Raw genomic sequence first — 12625 nt, forward strand, 5'->3', positions numbered from 1 at the left:
GGAAATACTTTACTGCTAAACTATTCACGACTCAAGTAAGAGTTTCCCCCAGCATACCCGGCTAATCCTGCGTGCAGGGCGGCGGGTCAAGAGGACTTCTCTGACTTGATGAATGAAACGGTCGCCACTATCGCCGTTTCGGGCTGATCGCGATGCGGGGAATGCCCGCAGTCCGGGATCTCCAGCAGCCGGGTCTGCGGCACGCGCTCGGCGATGCCGCGGATCTGCCGCAGGGTGCCGTACTCGTCGTCGATCCCCTGGATCGCGAGCACCGGGCAGCGGATGCCGCCGATCTCGTCCTCGATGGACCATTGCCGGAACGGCGGATGCAGCCAGATCCGGTTCCAGCCCCAGAAGGCGGAGTCGACGTCGTCGTGGTAGCGGCCGAGCTTCTGGCGCAGGTCGGTCTCCAGGTAGGCCTGGCGCGCCAGCTCGATGTTGGCGACCGTCACCTCCTCGACCAGGATGTGCGGCGCCATCGCGACCAGTCCGGCCACGCGGTCGGGAAAGCGCGCCGCGTACAGCAGGGCGATCGATCCGCCATCGCTGTGGCCGAACAGCCAGGGCTGCTCGGCGATGCCCAGGGCCTCGAAGAAGGCCGGCAGCACCTCGTGCGCCTGTCGGTGCATGAAGTCCACGTCCCAGGTCTCGTCGGCGTCGCGCGGCGTCGAGCGGCCGTAGCCGGGGCGCGAGAACACCAGGCCGCGAAAGCCCCCGGCCGCGCACAGGCGCTCGGGGAAATCCTTCCACATCGAGATCGAGCCGAGGCCTTCGTGCAGGAACACGACGAGCGGAGCATCGGTGCGCTCGGGGGCGATCAGCGCGTACTCGACGCGCACATCCTTGCCCCGCCAGCGGATGGCGGCGAATTCGGAGGGGGAAATCACGCTTTCTGCTCTCTTTCGCGCAGGCGGAAGCGCTGGATCTTGCCCGTGGCGGTCTTCGGCAGTTCGTCGACGAACTCGATGAAGCGCGGGTACTTGTAGGGCGCCAGCCTCTCCTTGACGAAGGCCTTGAGCTCGTCCTCGTCGACCGCCTGGCCGTCCTTTCGCACCACGTAGGCCTTGGTCTTGGTCAGGCCGTCCGCGTCTTCCTTGCCGATCACCGCGGCCTCGAGCACGGCCGGGTGCTGCATCAGCGTGGCTTCGACCTCGAAGGGCGAGACGTAGATGCCGCTGACTTTCAGCATGTCGTCGCTGCGCCCGGCGTAGGTGTAGTAGCCGTCGGCATCGCGCGAGTACTTGTCGCCGCTCTTGGTCCAGCCGTCGCGGAAGGTCTCGGCGCTTTTCTCGGGGTTGCCCCAGTACATCAGCGCGGTGCTCGGGCCCTTGATGTAGAGGTCGCCGACCTCGCCGACCGCGACCGGCTGGCCGTCCTCGCCGCGCAGTTCGATCTCGTAGCCTTCGACCGGCTTGCCGGTCGTGCCGTAGCGGATGTCGCCGGGCCGGTTCGACAGGAAGATGTGCAGCATCTCGGTCGAGCCGATGCCGTCGACGATCTCGCAGCCGAAATGGGCCTTGAAGCGCTGGGCGATCTCGCCCGGCAGGGCCTCGCCGGCCGAGGAGCACATGCGCAGCGCGACCGCCTCGCGCGCCGGCAGCCGGGGCGAGGCCAGCATGCCGGCGAAGCCGGTCGGGGCGCCGAAGAAGACCGTCGGCTTGAGGCCGGCCTGGCCGGTCCAGCGCTTGAAGGTGGCATCGGGTGTCGGCCGCTCGGCCATCAGCAGCACCGTGGCGCCGACCGACAGCGGGAAGGTCAGCGCATTGCCCAGGCCGTAGGCGAAATACATCTTTGCGGCCGAGAAACAGACGTCGTCTTCGGTCAGGCCCAGCACCGGCTTGCCATAGAGCTCGGCGGTCCACCACGGGTTGCCGTGGGTGTGGACCGTGCCCTTGGGCTTGCCGGTGGAGCCCGAGGAGTAGAGCCAGAAGGCATGGTCCTGCGGCGCGGTGGCGGCCGGTGCGGGGAGCGGCTCGCTGGCCGAGATCGCCGAGTCGAAATTCTGCGCGCCATCGGGCAGGGGCCCCGCGGGCTGCGAGACGAACAGGGTGCGCACGAGCGTCGATCCGCTCGCTTCCTTCGCGATGGCCTCCTGCAGCACCAGCAGCAGCGCGCCCGACACCAGCGCCGCGGTGGCGCCGCTGTTGGCGAGCATGTAGGCGTAGTCGTCGGCCGTGAGCAGCGTGTTGACCGCCACCGGCACCACGCCGGCGTAAAGGCTGCCGAGGAAGGCGACCGGCCAGTCGCTGCTGTCGAGCATCAGCAGCAGCACGCGGTCCTCGCGCTGCATGCCGCTGGCGAGCAGGGCGGCGGCGAGCCGGCGCGACCGGTCCTCGAGCTGGCCGTAGCCGAGCGCGCCGCGGTCATCGACATAGGCCGCCTTCGGGGCACGGCCGCGGTTCAGCGCGAACAGGTGCTCGGCGAAGTTGAAGGTATCGGGCAGGTTCATCGTGTGTCTCCTCGGGTCCGGTCTTGTCTGCGGCCTCGGCTCACTGAAGGCCGAGCTGCGCCAGCACCGCGGGGCTGGCCTGCACCGCGCTCCTGCGGTGGTAGAAGTCCAGCGCCCGCAGCCCGCCGAGCTCGGCGCCGCCGCCGGCACGGCCCGGACCGCCATGCATCGACATCGGCATCACGTTGCCGTGGCCGGTCTGCGCCTGCGCCGCCTCGGGCGAGATCACGTGCACGCGGCCATGGCTGGCGGCGAGCTGCACCGCGGCCTGGCCCAGTGCCGCATCGTCCGCGCCGTACAGCGAGGTCACGAGCGAGCCCTGGCCGCGATGGGCGAGCGCGATCGCGTGGTCGAGGTCGCGGTAGGGCAGCAGCGTCGCCACCGGGCCGAAGACCTCGATGTCGTGCACGCGGCCGGCCGTATCCGGATCAGGCGCGCCCAGCAGCACCGGGCCGATGCAGGCCGCGATCGCCGGGTCGGCGTCGACCAGTGCCTTGGCGCTGCCGTCGTGCAGCACGGTGGCTTGCGTCTTGAGTGCTTCCAGCCCCTCGCGCACTGCGACCAGCTGCGCACGGCTCACCAGCGAGCCCATGCGCACGCCCTCGTTGCGCGGATTGCCGACCGTGACGCCCGCGAGCTTCGCGCCGATGGCTTCAGCCGCGGCGCCGTAGAGCGCGGCGGGGACCAGGATGCGCCGGATCGCGGTGCATTTCTGGCCCGACTTCACGGTCATCTCGCGCACCACCTCGCGCACCAGCAGGTTGAAGGCCTCGCTGCCGGGCGTGGCGTCGGGCAGCAGCAGGGCCGAGTTGAGGCTGTCGGCCTCGATGTTCACCCGCGCCGAGCGCTGCGCCACCGCCGGGTGCGAGCGGATCACCGCGCCGGTCTCCGCGGAGCCGGTGAACGACACCACGTCGAAGGCTTCGAGCTGGTCCATGAGCCCGGCCGAGCTGCCGCAGATCACCGACAGGGCGCCGGCCGGCAGCACGCCGGCCTCGACCACGTCGCGCACCATGCGCTGCGTCAGCCAGGCGGTCGAGGTGGCGGGCTTGACGATCACCGGCACGCCCGAGAGCAGCGCCGGCGCGGCCTTTTCCCAGAGGCCCCAGGACGGGAAGTTGAAGGCGTTGATGAACAGCGCCACGCCGCGTGTCGGCACCTGCAGGTGCTGCGACAGGAAGACCGGTTCCTTGCCGAGCTTGACCGCGTCGCCGTCGGGCAGCGCGCGCAGGTCGCCGAGCGCATCGCCCCACTTGGCGTACTGGCCGAGCGTGAAGATCGCGCCGTCGATGTCGACCGCCGAGTCGTTCTTGACCGTGCCCGCATTCGCGGTGGCGATCTCGTAATAGACGTCGCGATTGGCCTGCAGCACCTTCACGATCGCGGCCAGCAGTCCGGCCCGCTGGCGGTAGGTCAGGGCGCGCAGCGCCGCACCGCCGGTGTCGCGTGCGAAGCGGAAGGCGCCCGGCAGGTCGAGCCCGGTGGCGTCGACCCGCGCCAGTTCGGTGCCGAGCACCGGGTCGAAGAGCGCGGTGCCGTCGCCGCTGCCGGCCTGCCAGCGGCCGCCGACGTAGTTGGGAAGAAGTTCGGTCATTTGCTGAATTGGATTTGCCCTTCGGGCAGCAGGTAAAGGACCAGCGCGCGGCCTTGGGCGACGGTGGGGTGATGGGCGCTGCCGGGCGGGTAGACGCACCAGCCGGCCGGCCGGCCGTCGAAGGTCGCGTCGCCCTCGAGCGGCATGATCAAATCGATCTCGCCGTTGGGATGCGTGTGGTGCGGCCCGGCAAGGTCGCGCATGTCGACCACGTCGACCGAGAATCGGCTCAACGCGTCCTCGGCCTTGAACACCCGCCCGTAGCGGATGCCGCCGCCTTCGCGGTCGCACAGCCAGCCTTCGGCGACGCCGTCGATGCAGGCCTGCCGGAACTTTTCGAAGCTGGCGCTGCCGGCGCCGTGCTGGCTGTTGAGCCACTGGTCTAGGTCCTGGTCGAGCGGACGGCCGGCGATCTGGTCGGTGAGGTCCGCAACGAGTTGGTGGAAGCTGTCTTTGGACATGGGCGTGTTCATGCGTGGAGTTGAACTTGCGGCAATCGGCTGCGTGCAGTATCTTGCCTGTGAGCGAACCATAAGCACCGACTACCGAGGTGTCAAGCAATATAATGCATGTACTGGTGTTAACCCTGAGCCGAACCGCCGGCCGAGCGAAAGCGAGTCATGAATCAGCGAGCTGAGGAGGCGGTGCTGTCCGCCTCTCCCGAAGTCCCGGCGCCGGCCGAGGAAGCCAAGAATCCCTTGCTGGCGGCGCTCGGCGAGCGGGTGCGCAACCTGCGCGCGCGCCGCGGCCTGACCCGCAAGGCGGTGGCGCTGGCGGCCGACGTGTCGGAGCGGCACCTGGCGAACCTCGAATACGGCATCGGCAACGCCTCGATCCTGGTGCTGCAGCAGGTCGCGACCGCGCTCCAGTGCTCGCTGGCCGAACTGGTCGGCGACGTCACGACCATTTCGCCCGAGTGGCTGCTGATCCGCGAACTGCTCGAGAACCGCAGCGAGGCCGACCTCCGCCGGGCCCGGGTCGCGCTCGGCGAGCTGCTCGGCACCGCGGCCGGCGACCCGGCGCGACACCGGCGGATCGCGTTGATCGGCCTGCGCGGCGCCGGCAAGTCCACCCTGGGCCAGATGCTGGCCGACGATCTCGACGTGCCTTTCATCGAGCTGAGCCGCGAGATCGAGAAGATCGCCGGCTGCAGCGTGCGCGAGATCCACGACCTCTACGGCACCAACGCCTACCGCCGCTACGAGCGCCGCGCGCTCGAAGAGACCGTGCAGATCTACAGCGAGGTGGTGATCGCCACGCCGGGCGGGATCGTCTCCGACCCGGCCACCTTCAACCAGTTGCTGGCGCACTGCACCACGGTCTGGCTGCAGGCCGCGCCCGAAGAACACATGGGCCGGGTGGCGGCCCAGGGCGACACCCGGCCGATGGCGGCCAGCAAGGAAGCCATGGACGACCTGCGGCGCATCCTCAGCGGGCGGGCCGCGTTCTATTCGAAGGCCGACATCAGCGTCGACACCGGCGGGCAGGACCTGGCGCAGAGCTTCGCGCGTTTGCGAGGCGCAGTGCGCGAGGCGATGGCGCAGGCCGACTGAGGCCGGGTTCAGGAAGTAAAAAAGTCTTCGAAGGGTTGACGCGCGCCAGAACATGCAGCATGATGCATGTTCTGGCGATCGACAAATGCATTATTGTTCCTAGCCAGCCCCCGACACCCCCAGGAGACCTGCATGACCGACAGCACCCAAGCCCTTCGCGTTGATTACCGCACCGACCCCACCCAGTACCGCCACTGGAAACTCAGCGTCGAGGGCTCGGTGGCCCGCCTGTCGCTCGACATCGCGGAAGACGGCGGCATCCGCCCCGGCTACAAGCTCAAGCTCAACAGCTACGACCTGGGCGTCGACATCGAGCTCAACGACGCGCTCAACCGCGTGCGCTTCGAGCATCCTGAAGTCCGCTCGGTGATCGTCACCAGCGGCAAGGACCGCATCTTCTGCTCGGGCGCCAACATCTTCATGCTCGGCGTCTCCAGCCACGCCTGGAAGGTGAACTTCTGCAAGTTCACCAATGAGACCCGCAACGGCATCGAAGACACCTCCAAGCACTCGGGCCTCAAGTTCGTCGCCGCGGTCAACGGCGCTTGCGCCGGCGGCGGCTACGAGCTGGCGCTGGCCTGCGACGAGATCATCCTGGTCGACGACCGCTCGTCCTCCGTCTCGCTGCCCGAAGTGCCGCTGCTCGGCGTGCTGCCCGGCACCGGCGGCCTGACCCGCGTCACCGACAAGCGCCGCGTGCGCCATGACCTGGCCGACATCTTCTGCACCAGCGTCGAAGGCGTGCGCGGCCAGCGCGCGGTCGACTGGCGCCTGGTCGACGCGATCGCCAAGCCGGCCCAGTTCGGCGCCGTGGTGCAGGAGCGCGCCGCCAAGCTGGCCGAGGGCAGCGACCGCCCGGCCGGCGGCAAGGGCGTGAGCCTGACCCGCCTGGCACGCGAAGACGGCGCCGACAGCCTGCGCTACGAGCATGTCTCGGTCGACATCGACCGCGCCCGCCGCACTGCGACCCTGACCGTGAAGGCGCCCACCGGCGCGCAGCCCACCGACATCGCCGCGATCGAAGCCGCCGGCGCCGCCTGGTGGCCGCTCGCGATGGCGCGCCAGCTCGACGACGCGATCCTGAACCTGCGCACCAACGAACTCGACATCGGCACCTGGCTGCTCAAGACCGAGGGCGATGCCCAGGCCGTGCTGGCCAGCGACGCCACGCTGGTCGCCCACAAGGACCACTGGCTGGTGCGCGAAACCATCGGCGCGCTGCGCCGCACGCTGGCGCGGCTCGACGTCTCGTCGCGCAGCCTCTTCGCGCTCATCGAAGAGGGCTCCTGCTTCGCCGGCACGCTGGCCGAACTGGCTTTCGCGGCCGACCGCGCCTACATGCTGGCGCTGCCCGACGCGCCTGAGAAGGCCCCGAAGCTGACCTTGAACGAACTCAACTTCGGCTTCTTCCCGATGGTCAACGACCAGAGCCGCCTGCAGCGCCGCTTCTACGAAGAGACCGCCCCGCTGGAAGGCGCGCGCGGCGCCGCCGGCCAGCCGCTCGACGCCGACGAGGCGCTCAAGCTGGGCCTGGTCACCGCCGCACCCGACGACATCGACTGGAACGACGAGATCCGCATGGCGATCGAGGAGCGCGCCGCCATGTCGCCCGACGCGCTGACCGGCCTCGAAGCCAACCTGCGCTTCGCCAGCAAGGAGAACATGAACACCCGCATCTTCGGCCGCCTCACCGCCTGGCAGAACTGGATCTTCAACCGCCCCAACGCGGTCGGTCCCAAGGGCGCGCTGAAGGTCTACGGCTCCGGCGAGAAGGCCGGCTTCGACTTGAACCGCGTCTGATCCCACCCGCTTCGCAACGAACCAAGGACAACCAAATGAGCACGGTCAACTACAGCGAAAAGATCCCCAACAACGTCAACCTCGGCGAAGACCGCACCCTGCAGCGCGCGCTCGAAGGCTGGCAGCCGAACTTCGTCAACTGGTGGGACGATGTCGGCCCGGACGGCTCGACCGCCTACGAGGTCTACCTGCGTACCGCGGTCAGCGTCGACCCGCAGGGCTGGGCCCAGTTCGGCCACGTCAAGATGCGCGACTACCGCTGGGGCATCTTCCTGAACCCAGGCGACGCCAACCGCGAGATCCACTTCGGCGACCACAAGGGCGAGAAGGCCTGGCAGGATGTGCCCGGCGAACACCGCGCCAACCTGCGCCGCATCATCGTGACGCAGGGCGACACCGAGCCGGCCTCGGTCGAGCAGCAGCGCCACCTGGGCCTGACCGCGCCCAGCATGTACGACCTGCGCAACCTCTACCAGATCAACGTGGAAGAGGGCCGCCACCTGTGGGCGATGGTCTACCTGCTGCACAAGCACTTCGGCCGCGATGGCCGCGAAGAAGCCGAGGCGCTGCTGCAGCGCCAGTCGGGCGACCAGGACAACCCGCGCATCCTCGGCGCCTTCAACGAGAAGACGCCCGACTGGCTGGCCTTCTTCATGTTCACCTACTTCACCGACCGCGACGGCAAGTTCCAGCTGTCGGCCCTGGCCGAGAGCGCTTTCGATCCGCTGGCGCGCACCACCAAGTTCATGCTGACCGAAGAGGCCCACCACATGTTCGTGGGCGAGAGCGGCGTCTCGCGCGTGCTGCAGCGCACCGCGCAGGTCATGAACGAGCTCAAGACCGATGATCCGCAGAAGGTGCGTGCGGCCGGCGCCATCGACCTCGGCACCATCCAGCGCTACCTGAACTTCCACTACAGCGTGACCATCGACCTGTTCGGCGCCGACCAGTCGAGCAACGCCGCGATCTTCTACAGCTCGGGCCTCAAGGGCCGCTACGAAGAGGGCAAGCGCACCGACGACCACGTGCTCAAGGGCCAGACCTACAAGGTGCTCGAGGTGGTCAACGGCCAGCTGGTCGAAAAAGACGTGCCGATGCTCAACGCGCTCAACGAAGTGCTGCGCGACGACTTCATCAAGGACTCGGTGGCCGGCGTGCAGCGCTGGAACAAGGTGCTCGAGAAGGCCGGCATCCCGACCCGCCTGACCGTGCCGCACAAGGCCTTCAATCGCCAGATCGGCGCCCTCGCCGGCATCAAGATGTCGCCGGACGGCCGCGTGGTGAACGAGGCCGAATGGGCGGCGAAGAAGAACGAATGGCTGCCGACCCCCGACGACTTCGCTTTCGTGGCATCGTTGATGGGCCGCGTGGTCGATCCGGGCAAGTTCGCCGGCTGGATCGCGCCGCCGGTGATGGGCATCAACCGCCAGCCGGTCGATTTCGAATACGTAAGGTTTGGCTGAATTGTCATAACGCGCCACCAGGAATACCGCGGAACCGGCATTGCCGGGCCGCTGGTATTGCCCCCGGTAGGGGGTGGGCGCTCCGACACGAAGTGCGGAGCAACCTGGGGGCGAGCAAGGAGACTCACGATGGACATGGCAGTCGACGTTTCTGTGATCAGGCAGCACCTGATCGACCCCGAGATCTGCATTCGCTGCAACACCTGCGAAGCCACCTGCCCGGTCAATGCGATCACGCATGACGACCGCAACTACGTCGTCCGCGCCGATGTCTGCAACGGCTGCATGGCCTGCATCTCGCCGTGCCCGACCGGCTCGATCGACAACTGGCGCACCATGCCCGTGGTGCGCGCCTACTCGATCGAGGAGCAGCTGACCTGGGACGAACTCCCGGCCGAGCTCACGCCCGAGCAGTTGGAAGCCGAGGGCGTGGGCGAGCCGCAGGAGGCGCTGCAGCAGGTGCCCGCGGCCTCGCCGCAGCCGCCCGCCGCACCCGGCGAAACCGCCTTCAATTCGGCCCAGTACGGCGCCACCGTGCCGCCCTGGTCGGCGGCCCATGCCTACACCAACCTGCATCCGCCGAAGAGCCCGACCACCGCCACCGTGGTCGGCAACTTCAACTGCACCGAGGCCGGCTACGAGAACCAGACCCACCACATCGTGCTGGACTTCGGCGCCATGCCCTTCCCGGTGCTCGAAGGCCAGTCGATCGGCATCATCCCGCCCGGCACCGATGCCAACGGCAAGGCGCATTTCGCGCGCCAGTACTCGATCGCCAGTCCGCGCAACGGTGAGCGGCCCGGCTACAACAACATCTCGCTGACCGTGAAGCGGGTGTTGCAAGACCACCAGGGCAAGCCGGTGCGCGGCGTCGCCAGCAACTACGTGTGCGACCTCAAGGTCGGCGACAAGGTGCAGGTGATCGGGCCCTTCGGATCGTCGTTCCTGATGCCGAACCACCCGAAGTCGCACATCGTCATGATCTGCACCGGCACCGGCAGCGCACCGATGCGCGCGATGACCGAATGGCGCCGGCGCCTGCGCAAGAGCGGCAAGTTCGAGGGCGGCAAGCTGATGTTGTTCTTCGGCGCCCGCACCCAGCAGGAGCTGCCTTACTTCGGTCCGCTGCAGACCTTGCCGAAGGACTTCATCGACATCAACTTCGCCTTCTCGCGCACGCAGGGCCAGCCCAAGCGCTACGTGCAGGACCTGATGCGCGAACGCGCCGCCGACCTGGCCGAGCTGCTGAAGGATGGCCAGACGCACTTCTACGTCTGCGGCCTGAAGAGCATGGAGGAGGGCGTGGTGCTGGCGCTGCGCGATGTCGCGACCGAGGCCGGGCTGGATTGGGACACGGTCGGCGCTGGGCTCAAGCGCGAAGGGCGCCTGCACCTGGAAACCTACTGATGAAATTCGCGGACTTCCATGAGGGCCAGACCATCGAGGCCGGGCCGTACCTCGTCACCGAGGCGGAAGTCCTGCAGTTCGCCCGGGCCTACGACCCGCAGTGGTTCCACACCGATGCCGAGGCCGCGGCCGAGGGCCCTTTCGGCGGCCTGATCGCGAGCGGCTGGCACACCAGCGCGATCGCGATGCGCCTGGTCACCGATGCCGCGCTGGCGGGCTCCGAGTCCTTCGCTTCGCCCGGGCTGGCCTTCCTCAAGTGGCCGAACCCGGTGCGCCCCGGCGACAGCCTGCGGCTGGTGGCCGACGTCATCGAGGCGCGCCGTTCGGAGAAGCGGCAGCACCTGGGCATCCTGCGCTGGCGCTGGCGCCTGTTCAACCAGCGGGAGCTGCCGGTGCTGGACCTGGAGGCGACCAGCCTGTTCAAGCTGCCGCAGGCCTAGCCGCCGGTCGCCTGCACTCACGGCCTGGTCGCCGCCGTGAGAACCGCGGGCATCGGCACTTCGTAGCCCAGCCCCTTCCTGAACGGCTCCAGCGCCGCGAGGATGGCGTCGTCGATGGCATCACGCACCTCGGCCTGCTGGCGTTGCAGCGCGCCGCGCATGCGCACCGTGCCGGTCTTGACGGTGAGCAGGATCTGCTCGCCCGACGAAGGCCGCCAGGTCTGCGGAACCCGCGTCACGGCGATGTCCTGGAAGCCGGCGCGGGCCATGGCCTGCAGGCTCGACGCTGCATCGGCGAAGAGGAACATGTCGGGGCCGCCCGGCAATCCCACGTCCAGGTCGCCATGGGCGTCGATCGCGCTGAGCACGGCACCGAAGAGCCTGGCCTCGTCGGGGCGCCCCCAGACCGTGAAGGCCAGCCGGCCGCCGTGCTTCAGCACGCGGAAGGCCTCGCGAAGGAAGGCCTCCGGTTCCGGGAAGTGAAGCACGCCGTAGTTGGCCACGACCGCATCGAATGCCGCGCTCGCGAACGGCAGACTGGCGGCGTCGCCTTCGACCAGCGTCGCGGCGGGGAAGCGTTGCCTGGCCAGCCGCACCTGTTCCGCCGAGAAGTCGGTGCCCGTCACCACCGCGCCGCGGGCGAGGGCGGCGCCGGCGGCGTAGCCGGCACCCGTTGCCACGTCCAGCACCAGGCTTCCAGCCTTGACGCCGGCCGCATCCAGCATGGGCGCGATCGATTGGGTCGTGAGGCTCGACAACAAGTCGTCGTAGCTCGCGCAGACGGCGGGGTCGGTCCACCCGTCGTGTTCGAAGTCCCTGAACGCTGAGGCCATGGCGTCCTCCTGCCGATGATCCGTGCGGCCAGAGGATGATCCTTTCGCGGCGCGGCCACAAGCCCTGCGCGGGCGCCCGGCCTACTGCCTGACCCAGTCCGAGGCCGCGATGATCGGCCCCCAGTGCTTGGTCTCGGCGGCAATGCGCTCGCTCAACTCGGCCGGTGTCGAAGCCCTGGGCTCGAACACCAGCCCGGCCATGCGCTGCTGCACCTTGGGCGCGGCCAGCGCCTTGTTCAGCACCGCGTTGAGGCGCTCGACCGTGGGCTTGGGCGTGCCCGCTGGCGCGAACATGCCGACCCAGAAATCGATCCGCATCGGATAGCCCAGCTCGGATGCGGTCGGCACCTCGGGCAGGACGGCCGAACGCCGGTCGCCAACCATCGCGATGACCTTGAGCTTGCCGGCGCGATGGAATTCCAGGAAGTCGCCGAGCGCCGTGATGCCGGCCGTGAGGTGTCCGCCCGCGAGGTCCTGCACCATCGGCACCGAACCGCGGAAGGGCACGCTGGCCAGCGGCACGCCTTGCTTGCGAGCGAGCGCGTCGAGCTGGAACTGCGGCTTGCTGCCGGCGGCCGAGACACCGACGTTTCCTGCCTTGGCGTCGGCCTTGGCCGCGGCCAGCAGCCCCGACATGTCCTTGATGCCGCTGGCCTGGCTGACCGCCAGTGCGCCCGCATAGTTGGCGACCAGTCCGATCGGCGCGAAGTCGCTCGCGACATCGAAGCCCGGCTGGGCCAGCGTGAGCGGGATGATCACGGCCGTGTGGTCGGGCGCGAGCATCAGCGTGCGGCCGTCGGGCGCAGCGCGCTTGAGCGCCTGGGCCGCGAGCTGGCCGCCGGCGCCGGTCGGGTTCTCGACCGTCACGGGCACGCCGAGTTCCTCCCGCATCTGCTCCGCCACCTGGCGCGCCACCACGTCGATGGTGCCGCCGGCCGGAAAGCCGACCAGGATGCGGATCGGGCCGGAGGGAAAGTCGCCGGCGGCCGATGCCGGTGAAGCGGCGGCCGCGAGGGCGAAGGCGACGAGGCCGAACATCCGGCGCCGCATCGTGCTGAAGACTGTCATGGAACGCTCCTGGGAGGG

At 68.8% G+C, this 12625-nt stretch carries 11 protein-coding genes; 5 read left to right on the forward strand and 6 right to left on the reverse strand.

Annotated features, from left to right (window positions below; all coding sequences use genetic code 11):
- Positions 1–86: 86 nt before the first annotated feature.
- Genes QTI45_RS29000 through QTI45_RS29015 form a run of 4 tightly spaced genes read right to left on the reverse strand, consistent with a single transcriptional unit; the run spans position 87 to position 4504 of the window.
- Positions 87–887 (reverse strand): alpha/beta fold hydrolase, encoded by an 801-nt coding sequence (locus tag QTI45_RS29000; protein WP_286656809.1) that lies wholly within the window; start codon positions 885–887, stop codon positions 87–89.
- Complete coding sequence (locus tag QTI45_RS29005) at positions 884–2449, reverse strand: benzoate-CoA ligase family protein (RefSeq protein ID WP_286656810.1); 1566 nt, start codon at positions 2447–2449, stop codon at positions 884–886. Before QTI45_RS29005 ends, QTI45_RS29000 begins: the two co-directional genes overlap by 4 nt.
- Before the next feature lie 40 nt (positions 2450–2489).
- Positions 2490–4043, reverse strand: a complete 1554-nt coding sequence (locus QTI45_RS29010) for a 3,4-dehydroadipyl-CoA semialdehyde dehydrogenase (protein WP_286656811.1) — start codon at positions 4041–4043, stop codon at positions 2490–2492.
- Positions 4040–4504 (reverse strand): 4-hydroxylaminobenzoate lyase, encoded by a 465-nt coding sequence (locus QTI45_RS29015; protein ID WP_286656812.1) that lies wholly within the window; start codon positions 4502–4504, stop codon positions 4040–4042. Before QTI45_RS29015 ends, QTI45_RS29010 begins: the two co-directional genes overlap by 4 nt.
- Before the next feature lie 159 nt (positions 4505–4663).
- Between QTI45_RS29015 and QTI45_RS29020 the strand changes: the two genes are divergently transcribed.
- The 5 genes from QTI45_RS29020 to QTI45_RS29040 all read left to right on the forward strand — a co-directional run bounded on the left by QTI45_RS29020 (position 4664) and on the right by QTI45_RS29040 (position 10706).
- The gene (locus tag QTI45_RS29020; RefSeq protein WP_286656813.1) at positions 4664–5596 is read left to right on the forward strand and encodes a helix-turn-helix transcriptional regulator; all 933 of its coding nucleotides are present in this window, start codon (positions 4664–4666) and stop codon (positions 5594–5596) included.
- A gap of 132 nt (positions 5597–5728) precedes the next feature.
- Positions 5729–7396 carry a 2,3-epoxybenzoyl-CoA dihydrolase gene (gene boxC / locus QTI45_RS29025; RefSeq protein ID WP_286656814.1) on the forward strand — a complete coding sequence of 556 codons (1668 nt, stop codon included), beginning with the start codon at positions 5729–5731 and terminating at the stop codon, positions 7394–7396.
- Between the two features lie 35 nt (positions 7397–7431).
- Complete coding sequence (gene boxB, locus QTI45_RS29030; RefSeq protein ID WP_286372212.1) at positions 7432–8859, forward strand: benzoyl-CoA 2,3-epoxidase subunit BoxB; 1428 nt, start codon at positions 7432–7434, stop codon at positions 8857–8859.
- A 129-nt stretch (positions 8860–8988) separates the two neighbouring features.
- The gene (boxA, locus tag QTI45_RS29035; RefSeq protein ID WP_286656815.1) at positions 8989–10266 is read left to right on the forward strand and encodes a benzoyl-CoA 2,3-epoxidase subunit BoxA; all 1278 of its coding nucleotides are present in this window, start codon (positions 8989–8991) and stop codon (positions 10264–10266) included.
- Positions 10266–10706, forward strand: a complete 441-nt coding sequence (locus tag QTI45_RS29040) for a MaoC family dehydratase (protein WP_286372210.1) — start codon at positions 10266–10268, stop codon at positions 10704–10706. The genes boxA and QTI45_RS29040 overlap by 1 nt, the downstream gene beginning before the upstream one ends.
- 17 nt (positions 10707–10723) lie before the next feature.
- Here the strand turns inward: QTI45_RS29040 and QTI45_RS29045 are convergent, their stop codons facing one another.
- Together QTI45_RS29045 and QTI45_RS29050 are read right to left on the reverse strand one after the other, a co-directional pair.
- Entirely contained in the window at positions 10724–11539 is an 816-nt protein-coding gene (locus QTI45_RS29045; protein ID WP_286372209.1) for a class I SAM-dependent methyltransferase, read from the reverse strand.
- Positions 11540–11620: 81 nt separating this feature from the next.
- Positions 11621–12607: a tripartite tricarboxylate transporter substrate-binding protein gene (locus QTI45_RS29050; RefSeq protein WP_286372208.1), complete on the reverse strand. Its 987-nt coding sequence runs from the start codon at positions 12605–12607 to the stop codon at positions 11621–11623.
- Positions 12608–12625: the final 18 nt, after the last annotated feature.

The organism is Variovorax saccharolyticus (genome assembly GCF_030316765.1).
In the GTDB taxonomy this organism is placed as follows: Bacteria; Pseudomonadota; Gammaproteobacteria; order Burkholderiales; family Burkholderiaceae_C; genus Variovorax; species Variovorax saccharolyticus.

What these genes read in the sequence shown, in the direction of transcription:
- QTI45_RS29005 (WP_286656810.1), bottom strand. Translation starts at nt 2,449, where the DNA reads ATGAACCTGCCCGATACCTTCAACTTCGCCGAGCACCTGTTCGCGCTG.
- QTI45_RS29010 (WP_286656811.1), bottom strand. Translation starts at nt 4,043, where the DNA reads ATGACCGAACTTCTTCCCAACTACGTCGGCGGCCGCTGGCAGGCCGGC.
- QTI45_RS29015 (WP_286656812.1), bottom strand. Translation starts at nt 4,504, where the DNA reads ATGTCCAAAGACAGCTTCCACCAACTCGTTGCGGACCTCACCGACCAG.
- QTI45_RS29020 (WP_286656813.1), top strand. Translation starts at nt 4,664, where the DNA reads ATGAATCAGCGAGCTGAGGAGGCGGTGCTGTCCGCCTCTCCCGAAGTC.
- boxC (WP_286656814.1), top strand. Translation starts at nt 5,729, where the DNA reads ATGACCGACAGCACCCAAGCCCTTCGCGTTGATTACCGCACCGACCCC.
- boxB (WP_286372212.1), top strand. Translation starts at nt 7,432, where the DNA reads ATGAGCACGGTCAACTACAGCGAAAAGATCCCCAACAACGTCAACCTC.
- boxA (WP_286656815.1), top strand. Translation starts at nt 8,989, where the DNA reads ATGGACATGGCAGTCGACGTTTCTGTGATCAGGCAGCACCTGATCGAC.
- QTI45_RS29040 (WP_286372210.1), top strand. Translation starts at nt 10,266, where the DNA reads ATGAAATTCGCGGACTTCCATGAGGGCCAGACCATCGAGGCCGGGCCG.
- QTI45_RS29045 (WP_286372209.1), bottom strand. Translation starts at nt 11,539, where the DNA reads ATGGCCTCAGCGTTCAGGGACTTCGAACACGACGGGTGGACCGACCCC.
- QTI45_RS29050 (WP_286372208.1), bottom strand. Translation starts at nt 12,607, where the DNA reads ATGACAGTCTTCAGCACGATGCGGCGCCGGATGTTCGGCCTCGTCGCC.